A 22,870-nucleotide genomic window follows, 5' to 3' on the forward strand; every position below is an offset into this window, starting at 1 on the left:
CCGCCCGGCCGCCGGCCGCCCGGGCCGCGGAACCCGCGGTCGCCCGCGCCCCGGCGCCCGCGGTGCGGCGCGTCCGCCGCGCGCTCCGCCCGGCGCAGCAGGTGCGCGAGCTCGGGGTTGATCGGCGGGTTCTTGCCCGGCGCCGTCGGGTCCACGTGCCCCGCGTACAGGTCGAGCAGGTCGTCCCGGACCAGCACGTGCTGGCCGAGCGGCACCGGCCGGTGCTCGCTCACGACCACGGCGGTGTCGCCGCGGACGGTGCGCAGCCAGTCGCCGAACTCCTCCGCGTTCGACACGGTGGCGGACAGCGACACCAGCTGCACGTCGTCGGGCAGGTGGATGATCACCTCCTCCCACACCGGGCCGCGGAACCGGTCCGCGAGGTAGTGCACCTCGTCCATCACGACGAACCCGAGCCCGTCGAGCGTGCTCGACCCGGCGTAGAGCATGTTGCGCAGCACCTCGGTCGTCATCACGACCACCGGCGCCTCGCCGTTCTGGGTGGTGTCGCCGGTCAGCAGGCCGACCTGCTCCGCCCCGTACCGGCGGACCAGGTCGTGGTACTTCTGGTTCGACAGGGCCTTGATCGGCGTCGTGTAGAACGCCTTCCTGCCCGTGGCGAGCGCCAGGTGCACGGCGAACTCGCCGACGACGGTCTTGCCCGCGCCGGTCGGCGCCGCGACGAGCACGCCGCTGCCGCGCTCCACCGCCTCGCAGGACTCGACCTGGAAGTCGTCGAGCGGGAAGTCCAGGAGCTGCCGGAACCGGGCGAGCTCGCTCTTCTCGGCCTGCGCCCGGCGCCGCGCGGCGGCGTACCGCTCGGCCGGGGACAGCTCGTCGGGCTCGGGGGTGCGTGCCGTGCTGCGTCGTGCCACGCGCCCCACCCTAGGTCGGGTCGGCCGCCAGCACCCGGACGGCGCCCGGCACGACCTCCGCGAGCAGCGGCAGCGCGCCGATCCGCTCCCCGTCGGCGTGCGCCTCGGGCGGCGTCCCGCCGTGGTGCGGCGCGGGCTCCACGAGCACCCGGCGGCTGCGGATCACCTGCACCTGCGGGTGCCGCACGTGCCGGCCTGCGTACATCCCGGGGAAGATCCGGACGACGCCGGCGCGGCTGAACGGGCCGGCCACGACGACGTCGAGCAGCCCGTCGTCCAGGCGCGCGTCGGGGGCGATCCGGATGCCTCCGCCGATCCACGGGCCGTTGGCCGCGACGACCACGGTGCCCGCCGACTCCCAGACGCCCTCGTCCGTGGTCAGCCGGTAGCCGTACGGGCGGAACGCCCGCAGCTCGGGCACGAGCGCGCGCACGTAGCGGGCGGAGCCCCGCGGCCAGGCGAGCGCGTTGGCGCGGGCGTTCACGGCCGCGTCGATGCCGCAGGACAGCGCGCCCAGGTACCACTCGCGGGCCGCCTGGGCGGGCGAGCCCACCCGGACGGCGTCGATCGTGCGTGGCCCCGTCAGCAGCGCGCGCTCGATCGCCGCGACCGACGCGGCGACGTCCCCGCGGGGCAGCCCGAGGGCGCGCGCGACGTCGTTGCCCGTGCCGCCCGCGACGATGCCCAGCGGCAGGTCCGTCTCGGCCACGACGTTCGCGCCCAGGTGCACCAGGCCGTCGCCGCCGACCACCACGAGCGCGTCGAGCCCTGCCACCGCCGCGCGGCGCGCGTGCGCCGTCGCGGTGCGCAGGTCGCGGGCGGTCAGGTCCTCCACCCGGTGCCCGCGGCGGCGCAGCGCGTCCAGCACCGCCGCGCCCACGCCGGTCCCGCGCCCCTTGCCCGCCACGGGGTTCACCACCACCCCGAGGTGGCTCACGTGGCGAGCGTCCCGTCCGCGGTGCCGGTGCTGGTCCCGGTCCCGCCGAGGCCCTCAGCGCCCCGGGCGTGCTCGGCCTCCGCCAGCCGCTTGTCCGCGCGCCGGTCGTGCAGGACGCACACGCCCAGCGCCGCGAAGTACAGCCCGCAGATGGGCAGGGCCATGACGATCATCGTGATCGCGTCCGGCGTCGGCGTCATCACCGCGGCGAACACGAACGCGAGCAGCACCGCCCACCGCCAGCCCCTGGCCCACGTGCTCGCGCGGACCAGGCCGACCAGGTTGATGCACACCATGACCACCGGCAGCACGAACGCCAGGCCGAACGCCAGGACGAACCGCATGACGAAGCTCAGGTAGGCCTGCGCGTCGATGAAGTTCGACGCGCCCTCCGGCGTGAAGTCCGTCAGCACCTTGACCGCGGTCGGCAGCGTCCAGGCCGACAGGCCCGCGCCGGCCAGGAAAAGCGGCACCGAGGCCGCGAGGAACCCGACCGCCGACCGCTTCTCCCGGCGGGTCAGGCCGGGCGTGATGAACGCCCACAGCTGGTACAGCCACCACGGGCTCGACACGATGACGCCGAGGAACAGCGCCACCTTGATCTGCATGTCGAACGCGCTGGCCAGGCCGGCGAAGTTCACCGACACCCGGCCGTCGCGACCCGCCGCCGTGTCGAGCAGCGGCTGCTGGAGCAGCTCGAACACCGGCTCGTACAGGAACCAGCCGGCCACCGCGCCGACCGCCAGCCCGATCGCGGCCAGGAACAGCCGCTTCCTCAGCTCGAGCAGGTGCTCGCGCAGGGGCATCCGGCCCTCGGGGTCGGGCCGCCTCTTGCGCGCCACGGATCAGGCGCTGGGGGTGGTGCTGCCGCTCGCCGGAGGCTGGTGGCCGGGCTGGTCGAGCGAGGGCGCGGGCGCCGCGGACGGGGCGGGGTTGACGACGGGGCCCTGCGCGAGCGGCGGGGCCGGGTCGGCCGTCGGGGGCGGCGCGGGCGCGGTGCGCGGCTCGTCCTCCGACAGGTCCTTGACCTCCCGCTTGAAGATGCGCAGGGACTCGCCCACGGACTTCGCCAGGTCCGGCAGCCGTCGCGCCCCGAACAGCAGGAGGATCACGACGAGCAGCACACCGATGTGCCAGGGCTTCAGGGCGTTCATGACGTTCCTGTCGGACGGGAGACGTTGACCCGTCGATCCTAACCGGCACCACCCCCGGTGCGGGTGAACCGGTCGCGGGGCGGGTGCGGCGCGTGCGGCGCGGGGCGCGCGCGGGGGTCAGCGCGTGTAGGCGCGCCAGCCCTCGCGGGTCCGGCGGTCGCGCTCGCGCCGGCGCTCCCGGCGCTCGTGCGCCTGCTCGCGGAGCACCGCCCAGCGGTCCCGCGCCTCGTCGGGATCCGGCAGCAGCGCGGCCTCCCGGGCGGCGCGCGCGGCGCGCTCGGCCTCCTGCGCCTGCTCGGCGAGCGTCGACGCGTGCTCCGCGAGCTGCCCGAGCACCTCGGACGCCTCCCGCAGCTCGGCGACGAGCGCGCGGAACCGGCGCCACAGGTCGCGGCCGAGGAAGAACGCGCCGACCAGGGTGCCGACGACCAGCACCGACCACACGACCACCCAGACCATCGGGCCAACCTATCCCGTCAGCCCGCGGCGGGCGTGGGCTCGGCGGGCGAGGGATCGGGAGGGCCGGCCAGCGGGCCGTACGCGGCGAGCGCCGCCCGGGCCCGGGTCGCCACGTCGCGCGCGACCTCCGGCGGGCGCACCCCCAGCACGTCGTCGGCGGCCTGGAGCAGGAGGCTGCGCAGGAACGCCCGCTGGCCGACGCGCACGTCCACCTCGAACGACCCGTCCGGCAGGTTGCGCACGTCCTCGACCGGGACCGTCTCCGCGACCCAGCGGCCCGTGCTGCGCAGGTGCAGCGTCGCCACGTCGCCCTCGAGGTCGAACCGGAACTCCGCCGTCGCCCCGCGGCCGGCGCCGGGGTGCGGCTCCGCCGGGACGTCCAGCACCTCCGCCGCGAGCACGCGGTCCAGGCGGAACAGCCGCTCGTCGCCCGCCCGCAGGCACCACGCCTGCAGGTACGACCGCTCGTCGCTCGTCGTCATCCGCAGCGGGTCGACGTCGCGGTCGCTGGTCACGTCGGAGGCGTTCACGTACCGGATCCGCAGCCGGCGGCCCGTCGCCAGCGCCCGGCGGATCTGCGCGACCACCTCCGGCCGGCCGTCGACCGCCAGCCGCACGTCGACCGCACCCGCGGCCTCCCCGGTCGCCGCCGTCAGCTTGGCCAGCGTCGAGCGCAGCACCTCGACCTGCTCCGGGTCGAGCGTCGGGCCGAGGTCCGCGACCATCGCGCGCAGCGCCGCGAGCAGCGTCACCGCCTCACGGGTGCCGAGGCGCAGCGGACGGGTCATGCCGCGGGACTCCGTCAGCCGGATCTCGCCGCGGTCGTAGGAGTCCGCGTCGAAGTCGATGAGGTCGTGCGGGTAGTAGCCGGGCGTCCCGCTCATCCAGAGCGTGTCGACGTCCGCCATCACCTGCGACGGGGTCACCCCGAAGTGCTCGGCCAGCTGCTCGACGGACACGCCGTCGTTGCGGTCGAGGTAGCCGATCATCCCGAGCAGGCGCAGCAGCCGCTCGCTCGCGCGCTCAGCCACGGCGGGGCTCCTCGGTGTCGGTGGTGCCGGGCTCGGCACCGGTGGTGGTGGGGCCGGCGTCTCCCCCGTCGAGCGTCGCGGCGACCCGCAGCAGCCCGAGCACGGCGTCGCGCAGCTCCGGCGGGTCCGCGACCAGCACGGCGTCGCCGTACCCCGCCACCTCCTCCGCGAGCTCCCACGTCGCGCGGTAGGCCACGCGCACGAGGTCGCGGTCCGCGACGGCGGCCCGCAGCTCCGGCGCGGCGTCGGCCGGCAGGTCGGCAGGCTCGCCGCGCGCCCGGAGCGCCTCCGCGCGCTCGGCCCGCAGCGCCAGCACCGCCGTGCGCTCGTCGCGGACGTCCCAGGACAGCAGCGCGGCCTCGGTCTGCTCCGGCGTCGGCGCGTCGAACGCCCCCGCCGCGCCGACCGCACGGACCCGGCCCTCGATCCGGCTGAGCCGGAACGAGCGCGTGCCGTCGCGGTCCACGTCGAAGCCAACCAGGAACCACCCGCCGCGGCGCGCCACGAGGCGCCACGGCTCCACGAGCCGCTCGCGCACCTCGCCCGTGCTCGCCGCCCGGTAGGTGAACCGGACCCGCTGCCGCGCCTGCACCGCGTCGAGCAGCGGCGGGAACGCGTCGCCGCCGGCCCGTACCCGCGGGGCGAGCCCGGCCGCGAGGTCGCTCGACCCCGCGCCCGCGCCGACCGCGCGCAGCTTGGTGAGCGCGCGCGACGTGTCCGCCCGCACCGACCGGTCCTGCCAGAACTCCGCGGCCAGCGACAGCGCACCCAGCTCGGCCGAGGTCAGCTCCAGCGGCGGCAGCGCGTACGCGTCCTGGTCGATCCGGTAGCCGATGTCGTCGCCGTGCCCCGCCGAGGTCACGGTCGCCACCGGGATGCCGAGCTCCCGCAGCGCGTCCTTGTCACGCTCGAACATCCGCTCGAACGACTCGTCGGACGGGGCGTCGCCGTAGCCCGCGACCGTGCGGCGGATCTGCTCCTTCGTCATCCGGCCGGGCGTGTGCACCAGGGCGATGACGAGGTTGAGCAGCCGCTCGGCGGGGTGGATCTGTTCGGGCATCGGGGACAACCGTAGTGGCCGGTAGCGTGGTCCGGTGATCACATGGCGCTCGGGCACGGTGGAGCAGGTCGGTCGGTCGTGGCCCGGGGCCCAGGAGCTGACGGTCGTCGTGACCGACGGCGTGTCCGGGCCCGACCCGGCGACCGTGCGGGCGCTGGCCTACCCGGCTCTCGTCGGCGACCTGCGCGTCGGCGACACCGTGCTGCTCAACGTGTCGGCGCTCGCGCGCGGGCTGGGGACCGGTGGCTACGCGCTCGTCGTCGCCCCCGGGTCCCCCGACCGGCTGCCCGCCGACCCGCCCGCGGGCCCGGGCCACCTGGTCAAGGCGCGGTACACCCCGCTGCAGACGATGGTGCTCGGGGTCGACGACCAGGAGTCGCCGCACCACGACGTCCTGCGCGACGCCGACGACCTCGCGGGCCTGCCCGTCGTCGTCGCCGACCTGCACTCCGCCCTGCCGGCCGTCGTCGCGGGCGTCCGGTACGCCGACGCGCTGCTGTCCCGGCCGGGCGCGGGGGTGCCGCCGCTGCGCGTCGCCTACGTGATGACCGACGGCGGCGCCCTGCCCGCCTGGTTCTCCATGGCCGTCGCCGGGCTGCGCGACGCCGGCTGGATCGAGGCGTGCCTCACCGCCGGGCAGGCGTTCGGGGGCGACCACGAGGCCGTCACCCTGCACACCGCCCTGCTCGCCGCGCGGCACGTCGTCGGCGCGGACGTGGTCGTCGTCGCGCAGGGGCCCGGCAACCTCGGCACCGGCACGCGGTGGGGCTTCTCGGGCGTCGCCGCCGGAGAGGCCGTGAACGCGTCGGCCGTCCTCGGTGGGCGCCCCGTGGCGTCCCTGCGCGTGTCCGGGGCCGACGCCCGGGAGCGGCACCTCGGCGTGTCGCACCACTCGCTGACGGCCTACGGGCGGGTGGCGCTGGCGCCGGCGGACGTGGTCGTGCCGGTGTTCGAGCCGGCGGCGACCTCCGGTGCGGGCGACGCGAGGTCCGACGACGGAGAGGAGCCCGGCCTGCGCGTGCCCGACCCCCAGGAGCACCTCGACGCCCACCTCGCGGCCGTCGGGCGGCGGGTCGCCCACCAGGCCCGGTCCCTCGGCGAGCCCGTCGGCCGGCACCGGCTCGTGGAGGTGGCGGCGGGCGCCGACCTGCTCACCGCGCTCGGCGGGTCGCCGGTCCGGCTGTCGACGATGGGCCGGGGGCTGGCGCAGGACCCGGCGGCGTTCCTCGCGGCCGCCGCTGCCGGCGCGCACGCGGCGCGGCTGGCGCGCGGGGCCTGAGCACCCGGGACGTCCACGACCGGCCCGCGGGGTCCGTGCACCACCGACGCTCCCGGCCCACGCCGCCCCCCGCACGACCCACGTTGCCAGCCCACGCCGCCTCCGCACGACCCGCACGGCCGGCCGAGACCCCGCGACGCGGGCGGGACGCGGGCGGGACGCGGGCGGGACGCGGGCGGGACGCGGGCGGGACGCGGCCGCAGCGGATCCGGCCGCTCGCCGCGCGGACGCCGAGTCCTCCACAGGGCCGATCACCCGACGCGTCCCCAGGTTCGTGACGCCGGGCACATGGCGTGTCAGTGCTCGTCCGTAGGGTGGTGACATGCCCGCTGACCTGCACGAACCCGCCCCCGAGCCCGGCGCCGAGCCGGGCCGCGGGGTGCGCGAGCGCGGGTGCGGCGGCACGTCCGACGGCGCGTGCGGCGGCGCGTGCGGCGGTGTGTCCGACTGCGCGGGCGGGGACCCGCGCCCGGGCGGGGCCGAGGCCGCGGCCGCCGTGGTCGCGGAGTACCTCGACTCCGGCCTGCCGCGGCACGAGCAGCTGGAGGAGGCGCTCGACCGCACCGCGACCGGGAGCCCGCTGGTGCGGCTGCTCGAGGCCCTGGACCCGCGCTCGCTCGACGACTACGACCTCGCCGAGCTCGCCGCCGGGTTCGCCCGCATGGCCGGGTGGGTGCACGCGAACCTCGCGGCGGTCGCGGTCGAGCTGGCCCGGCGCCCCGGCATGGCCCCGCGACCGGACCCGCGCTCCGGCCGCGACACCGGGATCACCCCCGAGCGGGTCGCGGCGACCGCGCTGTCCGCGCGCCTGAAGCGCTCACCCCAGGACACCGCCGCCCTCGTACGGGAAGGCAGCGAGTTCTCCGGCGACCTCGCCGCCACCGGGCAGGCGCTGCGGGCCGGCCGGATCAGCGTGCCCGCGGCCCGCGCGATCGCCGCCCGGCTCGCCGACCAGGTGACCTGGGTGTCCCAACCGGTCCAGGACTACGTGCTGCCCCGCGCGGAGCACTCGACGGTCAGCCAGGTCCGGGCCGACCTCGAGCGCGCCCTGCTCGACGTGGACCCCGAGCACGCGCAGGACCGGCGCGACGCGGCCCGCGCACAGCGGCGCGTCACCCACCCGCGGGCGCTGCCCGACCAGATGGCCGAGATGCACGTCGTGCTGCCCGCCGAGCACGCGGTCGGGATCGACACCGCCCTGGAACAGGCGGCCCGCTCCGCCCGCGCCGGCGGTGACCCCCGCACTCTCGACCAGCTGCGCGCCGACGGCCTCGTCGACGCCGTCCTGACCGGCGCGCCGCCCGCCACCGGCAGCGACGCCCAGACCTCGCCCGCGGCGGTCCCGGGGTTCCTGCCGACGCCGAAGGATGGCGGCCGGGCGCGAGCGGGGACGACGACCCACGGCGGAGTGGGCGGCGGCACGACGGCCCACGGCGAGGTCGGCGGCGGCACGACGATCCGCGGCGGGGTGGGTGAAAGGGTCTGCGGCGACGCCGACATCGACGCCGCGGTCACCCGCGCCTCTGCGTCCGCGGCGTCCCCGGGCGCCTCCCGTACCGCCGGGCCGCGCGACCCGCGCACCCACGTCCTGGTGACCGTCCCGCTGTCCTCCCTCATCGGCCAGGACGACACCCCGGCGGACCTCGCCGGCTACGGACCGATCGACGCCACGACCGCACGCGCCCTCGCCCAGGGCGGCGTCTGGCGCCGCCTGGTCGTCGACGACCTGTCCGGCTCGGTCCTGGACGTCGGACGCACGACCTACCGGCCGCCCGCCGCCCTCGCCGACCACGTCAGGTTCCGGGACCGGACCTGCACCTTCCCCGGCTGCCCCGTGCCCGCACACCGGTGCGACCTCGACCACAGCGACGACTGGTCACCCGCGCCCGACGACCCCCGACCCCCGGGCACCACCAGCCACACCAACCTCGGACCGGCCTGCCCCCGCCACCACCGCGCGAAGCACCAGGCCCGGTTCGACGCGCGCCAACCCGAACCCGGGGTGCACGACTGGACCGACCCCACCGGCCACCGCTACCGCACCCGTCCCGGCACCGGCCAGCCCACCGAACACCTCACCGGACCTCGCCGCGCCCGCGGCACCCCGCCGCCCGGCGGCACGGGCGTGCCGTCGCCGACCACCGCCGGTGGCCAGTCACCGAGCACCGCTGGCGACCCGCCGCGAAGCGCCTCGGGCGGCGGACTGCCGACCACCGCGGGTCACCAACCGCCGCCGAGTACCAGAACGCCCCCGCCAGGGCGCGGAGCCGAGGACGACCCACCGCCGTATTGACGCGTCTCGTCGAGCGCTGCGGGCGCGCGGTGCGTGGACGGCCGCGCGGGGGCGGCCGCGCGGTCCGGGCGCGTGGCGCATGGCGCGGGGCGCGGTCGCATCAGGGCGCGGTCCGGCCGCGCGGTGCGTGGCGCGGGCGCACCGCTGCGCGGTCCGGGCGCACGGTGCGCGGCGTACGCGCACACCGGTGCGGCGTGCCGGTGCTCCCCCACCTGCCGGGTCGGCTGGAGAACTACTGGTCCCCGTCGGCGCGCTGGCGCACGGCCACCAGGGTCGCCAGCCGCTTCGCCTCGCGCCGGGCCCGCTCGCCGTCGGAGCGCTGCACGCCCATCACCGCGAGGGTGTCCCCGTCGTCGAGGTCCAGCTGGACCCACGGCCGGCCCTCGCCGAACCGCACCCAGACGATCTCGCCCCACGCGACGGTCCGGGTGCTCGCGAGGTTCCGGACCCGCAGCCCCTCCGCGGTGGGCGTGGCGGAGACGGTGGCCTGCCGCCACAGGAACCCGACGATCGCCAGACCGACGAGCGCGATCCCGCTGAGGTCGGCCGTGGACCAGCCCTCGACGCCGGTGGTGGCGAGCAGCACGATGAGCAGGGCGGTCGCCAGGGCGACGACGACGGCCAGCGCGCCGGTCACCACGCGCGCGGCGCGCGGGCGGAACACGTCGTCGAGCGCGGGCCGCCGGCCGGCGTCGCCACCGCCTCGCCCGGAGTCGGCCCCGCCGGGCGAACCGTCGCCCGCACCACCACCGCCGCCGCCGCGGCCCGGGACCGGTCCGCCGTCCCCGCCGCCCGACCCCCGCCCCGGCTTCCCCGTCATCGGCTGCCGCCCGGAGTCAGAGCCGGCAGGCGTGGATCGACGTGACGAGGATGGCCCGCGCGCCGACGTCGTACAGCGCGTCCATGACGCGGTTGGTCTCGGAGCGCCGCACCATGGCGCGGACGGCGGACCAGTCGCGGTTGTGCAGGGGCGACACCGTCGGCGACTCGAGGCCGGGAGTGATGGCGACGGCCTGCTCGACGAGCGCGGTCGGCACGTCGTAGTCCATGAGGACGTACTCGCGGGCGGTCAGCACGCCCTGGATCCGGCGGGTGAGCACGTCGAGGCCGGCGGGCTCCTCGACGTCGGCCCGGCGCACGAGCACGGCCTCGGACCTGAGGATCGGCTCGCCGAAGACGTCGAGGCCGGCGGCGCGCAGGGTGGTGCCGGTCTCGACGACGTCGGCGATCACGTCGGCCACGCCGAGCCGGATGGCGGTCTCGACGGCGCCGTCCAGCCGGACGACCTCGGACGGCACGACGCCCTGGGCGCGCAGGTAGTCGGCGACGAGCACGGGGTACGACGTGGCGACGCGCCGGCCGGCGACCTCGCGGACGTCGTTCATCTGGCCGGCCTGGGTCGCGAACCGGAAGGTCGACCGGGCGAACCCGAGCTGCAGGTGCTCGGTGGCGGGCGACTCGGAGTCGAGCAGCAGGTCGCGGCCGGTGATGCCGACGTCGACGGTGCCGGTGCCGACGTACACCGCGATGTCGCGGGGCCGCAGGAAGAAGAACTCGACGCCGTTGTCGGCGTCGGGCAGGACGAGCTCGCGGGAGTCGCGGCGCTGGCGGTAGCCCGCCTCGCGCAGCATGTCGGAGGCGGGCTCGGCGAGCGAGCCCTTGTTCGGGACGGCGATCCTCAGCACGGGGGTTCTCCGGGGGTGTTCAGGTGTGGCAGGGGGCGGCGGGGTCGAGCGGGCCGGGGCCGGTCAGAGGTGGGCGTACACGTCCTCGAGCGTGAGGCCCTTCGCGACCATGAGCACCTGCAGGTGGTAGAGGAGCTGGGAGATCTCCTCGGCGGTGCGGGCGTCGCCCTCGTGCTCGGCAGCCATCCAGACCTCGGCGGCCTCCTCGACGATCTTCTTGCCGATCGCATGGACGCCGGCGTCCAGCTCCTTGACGGTGCCCGATCCTGCGGGCCGGGTGGCCGCCTTCTCGGTGAGCTCAGCGAACAGCGCGTCGAACGTCTTCACGCCCGCCAGGGTAGACGGTCGGACGCCCTCCCCCGGTCCGGCGTCCAGGGCCCGGGCGCTCACCCCTCGACCCCCGCTGCCGCCGTGACCTGCTGCGGCTCGGACTCGCGCCGGGCGCGCCACCAGACGACGAAGCCCGAGACCACGACGCCCGCGTACACGAGGTACAGGAACGCCGACGGGTAGTAGCCCGCGCTGAGCAGCAGGGGCACGCCGACGGCGTCGACGGCGATCCAGATGAGCCAGAACTCGATCCAGCCGCGTGCCATGCCGTAGGTCGCGAGCAGAGAGCCGACGAAGATCCACGCGTCCGCCCACGGACCCCACGACCCGAGGGCCTGGAAGACCAGGGCGCACACGACGGTCCCGACGACGCCGACGACCCCGAGCTGGATCCAGCCCGACCGCCCGGCCCACCGGGGCACCACGGCCGGCGCGTCGGGGTCTCCGTGCTCGCGGGCGACGCGCCGGGCCTGCGACCAGCGCACCCAGCCGTAGACCGCGACGGCGACGAAGAACACCTGGCGACCCGCCTGGCCGTAGAGGTCGCGGGCCTGCGGGGTGTGGAACACGCCGCCGAGGAACACCGTGAACAGCAGCACGTTGCCGACGATGCCCACGGGCCACGCCCACACCTTGCGGCGCAGGCCGCCGAGCGCGGACGCGAGGCCGAACAGGTTGCCGATCACCTCCCGCCAGAGGACGGGGTGCCCGGCGACGACGAGCTGGGCGTCGAACAGCCAGCCGAGGACGTTCACAGCCCGCGCAGCGCGACGACGGTCGCGACCGCCGCCTCCGCCGCCTCCGCGCCCTTGTCCTCGTGCGAGCCCTCGAGCCCCGCGCGGTCGAGCGCCTGGGCCTCGTCGTCGCAGGTGAGCACCCCGAACCCGACCGGCACGCCGGTCCGCACGGCGACGTCGGTCAGGCCGGAGGTCGCCGCCTGGCAGACGTAGTCGAAGTGCGGGGTGCCGCCGCGGATGACGACGCCGAGCGCGACGACCGCGTCGTAGTCCCCGGACCGGGCGAGCCGGCCGGCCGCGACCGGGAGCTCGAACGTGCCGGGCACGCGCACCTCCCGGACGTCGGTGACGCCGGCGGCGGCGAGCGCGCGCCGGGAGCCGGCGAGCAGGCCGTCCATGACGGTGGTGTGCCAGCTGGCCGCGACGACGGCGACCCGCAGGCCGCTGCCGTCGGTGGTGATGGTGGGAGCGCCGCTGCCGCTCATCGTGCGTCCTCCGTGCGAGACGTGGTGGCCGGGCCCGAGGGGGTGGGGCCCGTGGGGGTGGTGAGTGTGCTGGTGGGGGTGGTGGGTGTGCTGGTGGGGTGCGCGTCGAGGCCGGGCAGCAGGTGCCCCATCGCCCGCGCCTTGGTGCGCAGGTAGGCCTCGTTGTGCGCGGTCCGTCCGACCTCGAGGCCGCGCACGTCGGCGACCTCGATGCCGTGGGCCGTGAGCCCGGCGACCTTGGCCGGGTTGTTGGTGAGCAGGGTGATCCGCCGGGCGCCGAGGTCCGCGAGGATCGCCGCGGCGGCGCCGTACTCGCGCCGGTCGGCGGGCCAGCCGAGGTCGATGTTCGCCTCGACGGTGTCCCGGCCCTGGTCCTGCAGGGCGTAGGCGCCGATCTTCGCGAGCAGGCCGATCCCCCGGCCCTCGTGCCCGCGCAGGTAGACGACCGCGCCGCCCTCGCGCGCCGCCAGGCCCAGCGCGGCGTCGAGCTGCGGGCCGCAGTCGCAGCGCGCGGAGCCGAACGCGTCCCCCGTCAGGCACTCGGAGTGCACCCGCACCACGGGCTGGTCGGCCAGGCCCTGCGCGGCGACCAGCGCGACGTGGTCGGCGCCCGTCCGCAGGTCGCGGTAGGCGTGCACCCGGAAGTCGCCGTGCCGGGTCGGCAGGACGGCGCTGTGCGCGCGGTGCACCCGGCGCCCCGGCGCGGTCGCGGCCGCCTCGGCACCCGGTGCGGGCTCGGCGGGCAGGTCGTCGTGCGCGGTGCGCCACGCGATCAGGTCGGCGATGGTGAGCACGACCAGACCGTGCTCGCGCGCCAGCGCCGCGGTGGCGGGCAGCCGCATCATCGTGCCGTCGTCGTGCACGAGCTCGGCGATCGCGGCGACCGGCTCGACCCCGGCGAGGCGGCACAGGTCGACGGCGGCCTCGGTGTGCCCGGCGCGGTGCAGCACGCCGCCCGGCACGGCCCGCAGGGGCAGGACGTGCCCAGGACGGATGAGGTCCTCGGTGCCGGACGCCGGGTCGGCGAGGACGCGCAGGGTGCGGGTGCGGTCGGCGGCGGAGATGCCGGTCGTCACGCCGTGGGCGGCGTCGACGGTCACGGTGTACGCGGTCCGCCGGGGGTCCTGGCTCTGCGGCACCATCAGCGGCAGGTCGAGGGCGTCCGCCCGGGCTCCGGTCATGGGCGCGCACAGGTAGCCCGACGAGTGCCGGATGGTCCAGGCGACCCACTCCGGGGTGGCGAGCGCGGCGGCCAGGATGACGTCCGCCTCGTTCTCGCGGTCCTCGGAGTCGGCGACGAGCACCGGGCGGCCCGCGCGGAGCTCGGCGAGGGCCTGCTCGACGGTGCCGAGCGCGATCGGCTCGACGGCGGTCACCGGGCCACCCCCGCGACCGCGCCGGCGGACAGCAGCCGCTCGACGTACTTGGCGAGCACGTCGACCTCGAGGTTCACCCGGGTCCCGACGGCGGCGTCCCCGAGCGTCGTCTCGGCGAGCGTCGTCGGGATGAGCGACACCCCGAACCAGTCCGGCCCGACCGCGGTCACGGTGAGCGAGACGCCGGCGACCGCGACGGAGCCCTTCTCGGCGACGTACCGGGCGAGCGCGGGGTCGAGCGCGATCTCCACCTCGTCCCACCGCGGGCCCGGCGTCCGCCGCCGGACGGTGCCCACGCCGTCGACGTGGCCCTGGACGACGTGGCCGCCGAGGCGGGCGTCGGCGCGCACGGCGCGTTCGAGGTTGACCGGCGAGCCGGGAGCCAGGTCGGCGAGCGCGGTGCGCCGCAGCGACTCCGGCATGACGTCCACCGCGAAGGTGCCGTCGCCCGGCAGGTCGGTGACGGTGAGGCAGACCCCGGACACCGCGATCGAGTCGCCGTGCCGGGCGTCCGAGGTGACCAGCGGGCCGCGCAGCACGAGCCGCGCGTCGCGGTCGTCCCCGGCGGCGTCGCCGCCCGCCCCGCCCGTCCCGCCCGGGGCCAGGTCCAGCTGCACCACGGTGCCGACCTCCTCGACGATGCCGGTGAACATCAGCGCTCCTCCTCCTCGACGTCGGCCACGACGAGCACGTCGGGCCCCAGCTGTCGCACCTCGCGGGTCCGCAGCCGAAGCGCGTCCCCGATCGTCCCGATGCCCAGGTCGGCCACAGCGGGACGACCAGCGCCCAGCAGCACCGGGGCCAGGTACGCGTGCACCTCGTCCACGACCCCGGCGCGCAGGAACGCCGCCGCGAGCGTGGGCCCGCCCTCGACGAGCACCCGGCGGACCGCGCGCTCGTGCAGCGCGGCCAGCGCCGCGCGCGGCTCGCGGGTCCGCAGGTGCAGCACCTCGCCGCCCGGGCCGGCGAGTCGCCCGCCGGCCGGCAGGTCCCGCTCGCCGACGACGACCCGCAGGGGCTGGTGCGCGGCCAGGGTCCCGTCGGCGGCGCGCGCGGTGAGCGCGGGGTCGTCCGTCAGCGCGGTGCCGGTGCCGACGACCAGGGCGTCCACCTCCGCGCGCAGGGCGTGCGCGTGCGCACGGGCCTCGGGCGAGGTGATCCACCGGCTCGACCCGTCCGCGGCGGCGACGCGGCCGTCGAGCGTGGCGGCGAGCTTGAGCGTCACGTGCGGGCGCCCCCGCTCGACGGCTCGCAGCCAGGGGCCGAGCAGCTCCCGGCCGGCGGTCTCCTCGACGCCGAGCACCACCTCGACGCCGGCGGCGCGCAGCCGCGCGGCTCCCCCGGCGGCGGCCGGGTTGGGGTCGGGGACGGCGACGACGACGCGCGCGACGCCGGCCTCCAGCAGCGCGACCGAGCACGGTCCGGTGCGTCCCGTGTGGTCGCAGGGTTCGAGCGTCACGACGGCGGTGGCGCCGCGGACGTCGTGCCCGCGGGCCCGGGCGTCGGCGAGCGCGGCGACCTCGGCGTGCGGGGTCCCCGCGCCGCGGTGCCAGCCCTCGCCCAGGACGCGGGCACCGGGGGCGAGCAGCACGCAGCCGACGCGCGGGTTCGGCCCGTGCGCGGGCCCGCGGCGGGCGAGGTCCAGGGCGCGCGCCATCGCGTCCCGCTCGACCTCAGCCGGCTCGACCGCCGTCCGCGTGCCCACTCCCGCTCCCTCCGACCGACAGGTCTCCGGGGTGCGGGCGGCGCACGGGTGCACGACGTCCACGGCGCACCCGGCTCACGCCGAGCACGCCGCCACGACTCCTCCCATCCGGACTTTCACCGTCGGTCCTGGAGTTCCACCAGGTCAACCGCTCGCGCCGTGAGGCGTCTGCGGGTCGCGGACTGTCACCGCCGGCTCGGACTTTCACCGACCCCGGAGCACGTGTGTGTGTTCTACGAACGATGATGCCACACGCGGCATTCCCGCCGGCGCGGGGCCGGGGGTCAGCGGCGGGGCGCCGTTACGAGGGCGCCGACCGCGGCCCCCGCGGATGGCCGGTCGTGGTCTGCGCCCGTCAGCGCCGCGCCAGCGCGCCGTCCGCCAGGCCGCGCAGCGCGTCGATCTCCGCGTTCGGGTCGTCGGCCCCGTAGACCGCGGACCCGGCGACGAACACGTTCGCCCCGGCGGCGGCCACGGTCTCGACGGTGTCGCGGGACACCCCGCCGTCGACCTGGATCCACGTGTCGGCGCCCTGCTCGTCGATCGCGGCGCGCAGCCGGCGGATCTTGGGCAGCGTGCCCTCGATGAACGCCTGGCCGCCGAACCCGGGCTCGACGGTCATCACCAGCACCATGTCGAACTCCGGCAGCAGGTCCAGCAGCGGCTCGACGGGCGTCGCCGGCCGCAGCGCGATGCTCGCCCGGGCGCCGGCCGCGCGGATCTCCCGGGCCAGCCGGACGGCGGCCTGCGCGGCCTCGGCGTGGAACGTGACGGAGGCGGCGCCGGCGTGCGCGTAGTCGACGGCCCACCGGTCGGCGGCCTCGATCATGAGGTGCACGTCGATCGGCACCGGAGACACCTCGATGATCCGCCGCACGACGGGCAGCCCGAGCGTGAGGTTCGGGACGAAGTGGTTGTCCATGACGTCCACGTGCGCCCAGTCGGCCCGGCTGATCCGGTGCAGGTCGCGCTCGAGGTTGGCGAAGTCGGCGGACAGGATGCTGGGGCTGATCTGCGCGTGCACCCGCCCAGGGTATCGGCGCCCACCGCGAGCCGCCGGTCGCCCTGCCAGCGGGGTGGTCAAGCCGTCCGGCGCAGCAGCGTGAGGTGCATGGCGTCGGTGCCGTGCGCGTGCGGCCAGAGCTGCGCGTCCTCCCGCTCGGGCAGGTCGAGGCCGGGCGCGATGCCGTGCAGCACGGCCGGCGCGTCGAGCACCTCGACCTCCAGCCCGGCCTTGCGGGCGGCGCGGGTGGCGTCGAGGACCGCGAGCCGGGTCTCGGCCAGCACCGGCGAGCACGTCACGTAGGCGACGACCCCGCCGACCCGCACCGCGCGCAGCGCCGACCCGAGCAGGTCCCGCTGCAGGACCGTGAGCTGGGCGAGGTCCGACGGCGTCCGCCGCCAGCGCGACTCCGGGCGGCGCCGCAGCGCACCCAGCCCCGTGCACGGGGCGTCGAGCAGCACGCGGTCGTAGCCGCCGGGCTCGGCCTCGCCGACCTCGCGGCCGTCGCCGACCCGCACGTCCTCCACGGCGCCCTCGGGCGCGGCGGACACCGCCTGCCGCACCAGCCGGGCGCGGTGCGGCTGCACCTCGTTGGCCACGAGCCGCGCGCCGCGCTGTCCCGCGAGCGCGGCCAGCAGGGCGGCCTTGCCGCCGGGGCCGGCGCACAGGTCGAGCCAGCGCGCGTCGGGGCCGTCGAGCGGCGCGTCCGCCAGCGCGAGCGCGACCAGCTGGCTGCCCTCGTCCTGCACGCCCGCGGTCCCGGCGCGCACGGCGGACAGGCCGGCCGGGTCGCCGCCGCCCGCGAGCGTGACCGCGGTCGGCGACCACCGGCCCGGGGCGGCGTCGGGGCCGGCGGCGGCGAGCAGGTCGTCGCGGTCGGCGAGTCCCGGTCGCGCGACCAGCGACACCCGCGGCGCCTCGTTGTCCGCGGCGAGCAGCATGCCGAGCTCGTCGGCCTGCCGCCCGTGGCCGACCAGGGCCTCGCGCAGCGCGCGGGTGACCCAGGCGGGGTGGCTGTCGACGGCCGACAGCCGGGCGACGGCGTCGGTGCCCGCCGGGTCGGCCGCGTCCCCGATCCGCTCGAGCCAGACGTCGAGCGGCTCGCGGGACACCGCCCGGAGCACCGCGTTCACGAACTGCGCGGGCCCCGCGCCGACCTGCTCGCGCACGAGCCCGACGGTCTCGGACACCGCGGCGTGCGGCGGCACCCGCATGCCGAGCAGCTGGTGCGCGCCGAGCCGCAGCGCGTCGAGCACCGGCGGGTCGACCTGGTCGAGCGAGCGTCCGGTGCACTGGGCCAGGACCGCGTCGTACCGGCCCTGGAGCCGGAGGGTGCCGTACGCCAGCTCGGTGGCGAAGCCCGCGTCGCGGCCCCGGATGCCGCGCTCGCGCAGCAGCGGGGGCAGGACGAGGTTCGCGTAGGCGTCGGAGTCCGCCACGGTGCGCAGGACGTCGAACGCCGCGGTGCGGGCCGGGTCGGACGACCGGCGGCGCGCGGACGGTGCGGCGGCGGTGCGGTCGCGCGGGCCCTGGCGGGACGCGGGGCGCTGGCGACCGGCGGCGTCGCGGTGCCGGCCGCCCTGGCCCCCGGATCGACGCCGCTCGCCGCCCTGGCCCGACGGTCCCGGCCGACCGCCCTGGCCGCCCCGACCGCCCGGGCGATCCCCGCCGCCCTGACCACGTCGCTCGCTCACGCCTGCACCCCCTGGACGGCCACGTCGTCCCGGCCGAGCACGGTGCCCTCGTCGAGCCGGGCGCCCCGCGCCCAGTCCGCCGCGGCCATCGCGCGCTTGCCCGCGGGCCGCACCTCCCCCAGGCGGACGGCGTGCGTGCCGGTGCCGACCAGCACCTCGCCGCGCCCGACGCGCACCGCGCCGGGGGCGAGGTCGGTCACCTCGGGCACGGGCCGCACCGGACCGAGGCCGAGGCGCGCGCCGTCGGGCAGGGTGGTCCACGCGCCGGGCGCGGGCGTGCAGCCGCGGACCCGGCGGTCGACGGCCATGGCGGGGTGCTGCCACCGCACGCGGGCGTCGTCGGTCGTGAGCCGCGGCGCGAGGCTGATGCCGTCGGCGGGCTGCGGCACGGGCGTGAGCACGCCGTCCTCGAGCGCGTCGAGGGTCTTCACCAGCAGGTCGGACCCGGCGTCGGCGAGCCGCCCGAGCAGGTCGCCCGAGGTGTCCAGCGGCCGGATGGTCTCGGTCAGCGTGCCGAGCACGGGCCCGGTGTCCAGCCCGGCCTCCAGCAGGAACGTCGACGCCCCGGTCACCTCGTCGCCGGCGATGATCGCGTGCTGCACCGGCGCCGCGCCGCGCCAGGCCGGCAGGACGGAGAAGTGCAGGTTGACCCAACCGAGCCGCGGCAGGCCGAGGACGGCGGGCGGGACGAGGTTGCCGTACGCCACGACGGGCGCGGCGTCCGGGGCGATCGCGGCGATCCGCGCCTGCGCCTCGGGGTCCTTGAGCGTGGCCGGGGTCAGCACCTCGATGCCCGCCTCGAGCGCGCGCTCCTTCACCGGGCTCGGCGTGAGCGTCCGGCCGCGGCCCGCGCGGGCATCGGGGCGGGTCAGGACGGCGACGACCTCGTGGCGGGAGGCGAGCAGGGCGTCCAGGGAGGGCAGCGCCACCGCGGGCGTCCCGGCGAAGAGCAGGCGCATGGGCACCGATCCTAGTGCCGCGCGGGTCAGGACCCGAGCCCGCCGAACAGCAGTGACACCATCATCGCCACGACCACGGAGTTGAAGGCGAACGCCAGCAGCACGTGCGTGCGCGCCAGCGTCCACGCGGCCCGCGACCGCATGTGCCCCGACACCGTCGCCGCCATGGCGGACAGCAGCACGGCGAGCGTGAGGTAGTCGCCGAACCGCGGGTCCCCCTCGACGTCGACCGTCAGGTGCCGCTCGCCGTCGTCGCGCCGCCCCTGGTCGAGCCGGAGGTACTGCAGGGTGAACGCGTAGACCATCTGCGCCCACGAGCACGCGACGTTGACCAGCCCGAGCGCGATGTACGTCCAGTCGTCGCGGTAGCGGGGGTCCTGCGCGATGAGGATCGTCACCGCGACGGCGACCACGGCGGCGGCCATCGTCCAGCTCGTCGCCCCGCCGTACCCGAGCAGCCGGTTCCACCACCGCCGCCCGAGGGTGCGCTCCCGCCACGCGCTCGCCACCAGGCCCCGCGGGCCGCGCCGGGCGTAGGTGACGTGCGTCCACACCAGGTACACGCCCGTGAAGACGGGCCACATGGCGAGGTAGAACGTGATCGCCGCCGCGCCGGGGCCGACCCCGAGCCGGTCCCCGCGGATCGCCAGCACCCCGACGGCGGTCGCGAGGGCGACGACGAAGCTGACGTTGGCGCGGACGTTGTCGCTCACGTAGCGGCTGGCCATGGCCCCGATCCAAGCAGAACGGCGCGGCGCCCGCCGCGGCCGGTGTGCCGCCGGGCGGCGCGTCGGGTGCCGCGTCGAGCGCCGCGTCAGGCCCGCGCCGCTCGCCGCGTCAGGCCCGCGCCGCTCGCAGCGTCAGGCCTGCGCCGCTCACCACGTCGGGCCTGGCCACTCGCCGCGTCAGGCGGGCAGCGCCCCGCGCGCGACGAGGTCCGCCCGCAGCGCCGCCGCGCCCGTGAACAGCACCGCCTGGTACCCCAGCGACGCGGCGCCGGCGACGTTCGCGGGGCTGTCGTCGACGAACACCGTCCGCGCCGGCTCCAGCCCGTGCCGCTCGGCGAGCACCGTGAAGATCCGCGGGTCCGGCTTCACCACGCCCTCCCGCCCCGACACGACGACGGCCTCGAGCCGCCCGATGACGGGCGCGACCGCCTCGCCGTGGTGGTACGTCTCGGCGGACCAGTTCGTGAGCCCGAGCACCCGGACGCCCGCCGCCCGCAGGTCGTCGACGACCTCGGCGCTGCCCGGCACCGGCCCCGGCAGGGCGTGCACGAACCGCTCGACGTACAGGTCGACGGTCGCGGCGTGCTCCGGGTGCGTGCGCGCGACCTCGTCGCGGGCCTCCCGCCAGGACCGGCCGGCGTCCTGCCGGAGGTTGAGCGCCGGGAAGTCGACGTCGGCGAGGAACCGCTCGACCTCGGCGTCGGTGAGCACGCCGTCGAAGGCCCGCTCGGCCTCCCAGCGCACCAGGACGTTGCCCAGGTCGAACACGACGGCGTCGACGGCGGTCACAGCATCTCCTCCGGGTCGAGCCGCACGCGCACGGTCCCGCCCTCCCGGCGGGCGCTGCGGACGGCGAGGGACGCGGCCAGCGACCGCGCGAGGGCCCGCCCCTGCGCCACCGGCACCCGGACGAGCGTGCGGACGGGCGGGTCGAGCGACTCCTGCACGGCGGCGGCGCCCGGCGCGAGGGGCTCGGGCTGCGGCACCGGACCGAGCACGTCGGAGCCCTCCGGCAGCTCGACGCGCGCGAGCACCGCGGCGACGACCTCCCGGGTCCCGACCAGCTCGGCGACCCGGACGACCGGGGGCAGCCGCACCTCCGCCCGCTCGGCGAGCTCGCGCTCGGCGAGGCCCACCGGGTCCCAGCGCACGAGCGCCTGCGTGGGCCGCTCGGCGCCGTCGCCGACGAGCAGCACGACGCCGCCGTCCCGGGACGACCGGACGAGCGCGGCCGCGGCGAGCCAGCGGCGCAGCGCGTCCTCCGTGGCGCGCAGCGAGGTGGACCCCGTCGTGACCGCGGCGTCGAGGAGCACCGCCGCGGCGTAGCCGCCGGGTGCGACGGGCTCGGCGCCGATGGTCGACACGACCAGCGCGGGCCGGTCCGGCACCTCCGCCAGCACGCCGGAGCGCGCGCCCGAGTGCCGCACCGTCACCCCGGGGAAGGCGCGACCGAGCTCCTCCGCGGTCCGGTCGGAGCCGACGGCGACGGACCGGAACGTGCCGTTGCCGCACGCCTCGCACCGCCACCCGATCGCCAGGCGGCCGCACCACCGGCACTGCGCCGTGCCGTCGCCGGACGTCAGCGCCAGCGGCCCGTGGCAGTGCGCGCACCGGGCGACCTCCCGGCACCGGGCGCAGGCGACCGCCGGGAGGTAGCCCGCCCGCGGCACCTGGACGAGCACCGGCCCGTCGGCGAGCCGGTCGCGGATCGTGCGCCACGCCTCGCCGGGGAGCCGCGCAGCCGCCGCCGCGCCCTCGCGGGCGAGCTCGACGCTGGTGAGCGCCCGCACGCGCGGGGTGCGGGCGCGCACGACGTCCCGGTCGGCCGCGACGGGCCGGACCCAGCCGGACGCGACGAGCGCCTGCACCTCGGTGGAGCGGGCGTGCGCGGCGAGCAGCAGGCCGCAGCCCTCGAGCTCGGCGCGCAGGCCCAGGACCTCACGGACGTGCGGGTACGGCGCGCGCGGCTCGGCGTGCAGGTCGTCGCCGTCGTCCCAGCACACCGCGAGCCCCAGGTCGCGGACGGGGGCGAACGCCGCGGCCCGGGTGCCGACGACCACGCGGGCGTGCCCGCGGAGCACCGCGAGGAACGCGCGGTACCGGCGGGCCGGGCCGTCGTCGGCCATGAGCCGCACGTGGCTCGCGTCGGTGCCGTCCGGGGTCCACGCGGGCACGCCGGCGGCGACCAGCGCGGCGCACACCCGGTCGACGTCCCGGGCGTCCGGCACGACGACGAGGGCACCGCGGCCGCTCGCCAGCGTGGCCCGGGCGGCCTCGGCCACGCCGTCGGGCCAGCGCTCCCCCGCGGGGCCGGGTAGCGCCGACCACGCGGCTCGGGGGGAGCCGCCGGCGGCGAGGTGGGCGAGGAACGCGGGGCCGCCCCGGTAGGGCGCCCATGCGGGAGCGGGGCCGGCACCGTCGGGCGCGGGCGCGGCACCATCGGGCGCTGACGCGGCACCGCCGGGCGCAGGCACGGCACCCCCAGGCGCAGGCGCGGCACCGCCGGGCGCAGGCGCGGTACCGCCGGGCGCAGGCACGGCACCCCCAGGCGCAGGCGCGGCACCGCCGGGCGCACGCGCGGTACCGCCGGGCGCAGGCACGGCACCGCCGGGCGCAGGCACGGCACCGCCGGGCGCAGAAGCGGCACCGTCCCCCGGCGCCCCGGCCGGCGGAACCTCCCCCTCGGTCCGCGCGTGCCGGGGCGGCACGGCGAGCCGCAGCACGTCGGCGAGCGTCCCGGCGTACCGGTCCGCCACGGCCCGGGCCAGCCTCCCGACCGCCGGGGTCAGCACGGCCTCCGGCGACACCACCCGCCGCAGCGGCACGAGGGCGCCGTCGTGCTCCGGCTCGGCGGTCCGGTCGAGCACGTAGCCGTCGACGTCCTGCGACCCGAACCGCACCTTGACCCGCGTCCCGGGGACCGCGGCGTCGGCGAGCGTCGCCGGCACGAGGTACTCGAACGGCCGGTCCAGGTGCGCGGGCGCGAGCTCGACGGCGACCCGCGCCACGGGCAGCTCGGCGGCGGGCTCGACGTCGACGTCCCGCGCGCGGGCGCGCCGCCGCGGCCGTGCGGCGGCGCC

The 22,870-nt window shown here is 77.7% G+C and carries 23 protein-coding genes and 1 riboswitch; of the genes, 2 read left to right on the forward strand and 21 right to left on the reverse strand.

The window, feature by feature from the left end; translation table 11 throughout:
• The 7 genes from J5O08_RS17635 to J5O08_RS17665 form a co-directional block, all read right to left on the reverse strand.
• Positions 1 to 875: DEAD/DEAH box helicase (locus J5O08_RS17635; RefSeq protein WP_218708214.1), on the reverse strand; the 875-nt coding region annotated here is incomplete at its 3' end.
• 10 nt (positions 876 to 885) lie between these two features.
• Entirely contained in the window at positions 886 to 1,812 is a 927-nt protein-coding gene (locus J5O08_RS21765; protein WP_218708216.1) for a diacylglycerol kinase family protein, read from the reverse strand.
• A complete protein-coding gene (gene tatC, locus J5O08_RS17645; protein WP_218708230.1) occupies positions 1,809 to 2,618 on the reverse strand; it encodes a twin-arginine translocase subunit TatC in 810 nt (269 codons plus the stop codon). The genes J5O08_RS21765 and tatC overlap by 4 nt, the downstream gene beginning before the upstream one ends.
• Before the next feature lie 39 nt (positions 2,619 to 2,657).
• Entirely contained in the window at positions 2,658 to 2,966 is a 309-nt protein-coding gene (gene tatA, locus J5O08_RS17650) for a Sec-independent protein translocase subunit TatA (protein ID WP_147793586.1), read from the reverse strand.
• A gap of 117 nt (positions 2,967 to 3,083) precedes the next feature.
• The gene (locus J5O08_RS17655) at positions 3,084 to 3,425 is read right to left on the reverse strand and encodes a hypothetical protein (protein ID WP_147793587.1); all 342 of its coding nucleotides are present in this window, start codon (positions 3,423 to 3,425) and stop codon (positions 3,084 to 3,086) included.
• A gap of 17 nt (positions 3,426 to 3,442) precedes the next feature.
• On the reverse strand, positions 3,443 to 4,456 hold the full coding sequence (locus J5O08_RS17660) for a YafY family protein (protein ID WP_217615324.1): 1,014 nt from the start codon (positions 4,454 to 4,456) through the stop codon (positions 3,443 to 3,445).
• On the reverse strand, positions 4,449 to 5,516 hold the full coding sequence (locus tag J5O08_RS17665; protein ID WP_218708217.1) for a YafY family protein: 1,068 nt from the start codon (positions 5,514 to 5,516) through the stop codon (positions 4,449 to 4,451). The genes J5O08_RS17660 and J5O08_RS17665 overlap by 8 nt, the downstream gene beginning before the upstream one ends.
• Before the next feature lie 34 nt (positions 5,517 to 5,550).
• Here J5O08_RS17665 and J5O08_RS17670 point away from each other — a divergent pair, with 34 nt between their 5' ends.
• Both J5O08_RS17670 and J5O08_RS17675 read left to right on the forward strand, forming a co-directional pair.
• Positions 5,551 to 6,795, forward strand: coding sequence for a DUF3866 family protein (locus J5O08_RS17670; RefSeq protein ID WP_218708218.1), 1,245 nt, complete (start codon positions 5,551 to 5,553; stop codon positions 6,793 to 6,795).
• 322 nt (positions 6,796 to 7,117) lie between these two features.
• Complete coding sequence (locus J5O08_RS17675) at positions 7,118 to 9,088, forward strand: HNH endonuclease signature motif containing protein (RefSeq protein WP_218708219.1); 1,971 nt, start codon at positions 7,118 to 7,120, stop codon at positions 9,086 to 9,088.
• A 232-nt stretch (positions 9,089 to 9,320) separates the two neighbouring features.
• Here J5O08_RS17675 and J5O08_RS17680 read toward each other — a convergent pair whose 3' ends face one another.
• The 14 genes from J5O08_RS17680 to J5O08_RS17745 all read right to left on the reverse strand — a co-directional run.
• On the reverse strand, positions 9,321 to 9,752 hold the full coding sequence (locus J5O08_RS17680) for a PH domain-containing protein (protein WP_308281696.1): 432 nt from the start codon (positions 9,750 to 9,752) through the stop codon (positions 9,321 to 9,323).
• A gap of 172 nt (positions 9,753 to 9,924) precedes the next feature.
• Complete coding sequence (gene hisG / locus J5O08_RS17685) at positions 9,925 to 10,773, reverse strand: ATP phosphoribosyltransferase (protein WP_218708221.1); 849 nt, start codon at positions 10,771 to 10,773, stop codon at positions 9,925 to 9,927.
• Between the two features lie 63 nt (positions 10,774 to 10,836).
• Positions 10,837 to 11,100 (reverse strand): phosphoribosyl-ATP diphosphatase, encoded by a 264-nt coding sequence (locus tag J5O08_RS17690; protein WP_166943152.1) that lies wholly within the window; start codon positions 11,098 to 11,100, stop codon positions 10,837 to 10,839.
• Between the two features lie 59 nt (positions 11,101 to 11,159).
• A complete protein-coding gene (pnuC, locus tag J5O08_RS17695; protein WP_218708222.1) occupies positions 11,160 to 11,858 on the reverse strand; it encodes a nicotinamide riboside transporter PnuC in 699 nt (232 codons plus the stop codon).
• The gene (gene ribH, locus J5O08_RS17700) at positions 11,855 to 12,325 is read right to left on the reverse strand and encodes a 6,7-dimethyl-8-ribityllumazine synthase (RefSeq protein ID WP_218708223.1); all 471 of its coding nucleotides are present in this window, start codon (positions 12,323 to 12,325) and stop codon (positions 11,855 to 11,857) included. Before ribH ends, pnuC begins: the two co-directional genes overlap by 4 nt.
• Positions 12,322 to 13,701, reverse strand: coding sequence for a 3,4-dihydroxy-2-butanone-4-phosphate synthase (ribB, locus tag J5O08_RS17705; protein WP_308281697.1), 1,380 nt, complete (start codon positions 13,699 to 13,701; stop codon positions 12,322 to 12,324). Before ribB ends, ribH begins: the two co-directional genes overlap by 4 nt.
• Positions 13,698 to 14,354 (reverse strand): riboflavin synthase, encoded by a 657-nt coding sequence (locus J5O08_RS17710; protein WP_218708224.1) that lies wholly within the window; start codon positions 14,352 to 14,354, stop codon positions 13,698 to 13,700. The genes ribB and J5O08_RS17710 overlap by 4 nt, the downstream gene beginning before the upstream one ends.
• Positions 14,354 to 15,358 carry a bifunctional diaminohydroxyphosphoribosylaminopyrimidine deaminase/5-amino-6-(5-phosphoribosylamino)uracil reductase RibD gene (gene ribD, locus J5O08_RS17715; RefSeq protein WP_218708234.1) on the reverse strand — a complete coding sequence of 335 codons (1,005 nt, stop codon included), beginning with the start codon at positions 15,356 to 15,358 and terminating at the stop codon, positions 14,354 to 14,356. Before ribD ends, J5O08_RS17710 begins: the two co-directional genes overlap by 1 nt.
• 140 nt (positions 15,359 to 15,498) lie before the next feature.
• Positions 15,499 to 15,632, reverse strand: a riboswitch (FMN riboswitch).
• A gap of 129 nt (positions 15,633 to 15,761) precedes the next feature.
• The gene (gene rpe / locus J5O08_RS17720; protein ID WP_218708225.1) at positions 15,762 to 16,430 is read right to left on the reverse strand and encodes a ribulose-phosphate 3-epimerase; all 669 of its coding nucleotides are present in this window, start codon (positions 16,428 to 16,430) and stop codon (positions 15,762 to 15,764) included.
• Between the two features lie 56 nt (positions 16,431 to 16,486).
• Positions 16,487 to 18,103, reverse strand: coding sequence for an RsmB/NOP family class I SAM-dependent RNA methyltransferase (locus J5O08_RS17725; protein WP_218708226.1), 1,617 nt, complete (start codon positions 18,101 to 18,103; stop codon positions 16,487 to 16,489).
• On the reverse strand, positions 18,100 to 19,062 hold the full coding sequence (gene fmt, locus J5O08_RS17730; RefSeq protein WP_218708227.1) for a methionyl-tRNA formyltransferase: 963 nt from the start codon (positions 19,060 to 19,062) through the stop codon (positions 18,100 to 18,102). Before fmt ends, J5O08_RS17725 begins: the two co-directional genes overlap by 4 nt.
• Positions 19,063 to 19,088: 26 nt before the next feature.
• Positions 19,089 to 19,790, reverse strand: coding sequence for a DUF1345 domain-containing protein (locus J5O08_RS17735; protein WP_217615312.1), 702 nt, complete (start codon positions 19,788 to 19,790; stop codon positions 19,089 to 19,091).
• Positions 19,791 to 19,967: 177 nt separating this feature from the next.
• Positions 19,968 to 20,579, reverse strand: coding sequence for an HAD family phosphatase (locus J5O08_RS17740; protein ID WP_218708228.1), 612 nt, complete (start codon positions 20,577 to 20,579; stop codon positions 19,968 to 19,970).
• The coding region (locus tag J5O08_RS17745; RefSeq protein ID WP_255590142.1) for a primosomal protein N' at positions 20,576 to 22,870 on the reverse strand (2,295 nt) is incomplete at its 5' end. The genes J5O08_RS17745 and J5O08_RS17740, both read right to left, overlap by 4 nt.

Origin of the sequence: Cellulomonas sp. PS-H5 (genome assembly GCF_019265565.1) — a bacterium.
In the GTDB taxonomy this organism is placed as follows: domain Bacteria; phylum Actinomycetota; class Actinomycetes; order Actinomycetales; family Cellulomonadaceae; genus Cellulomonas.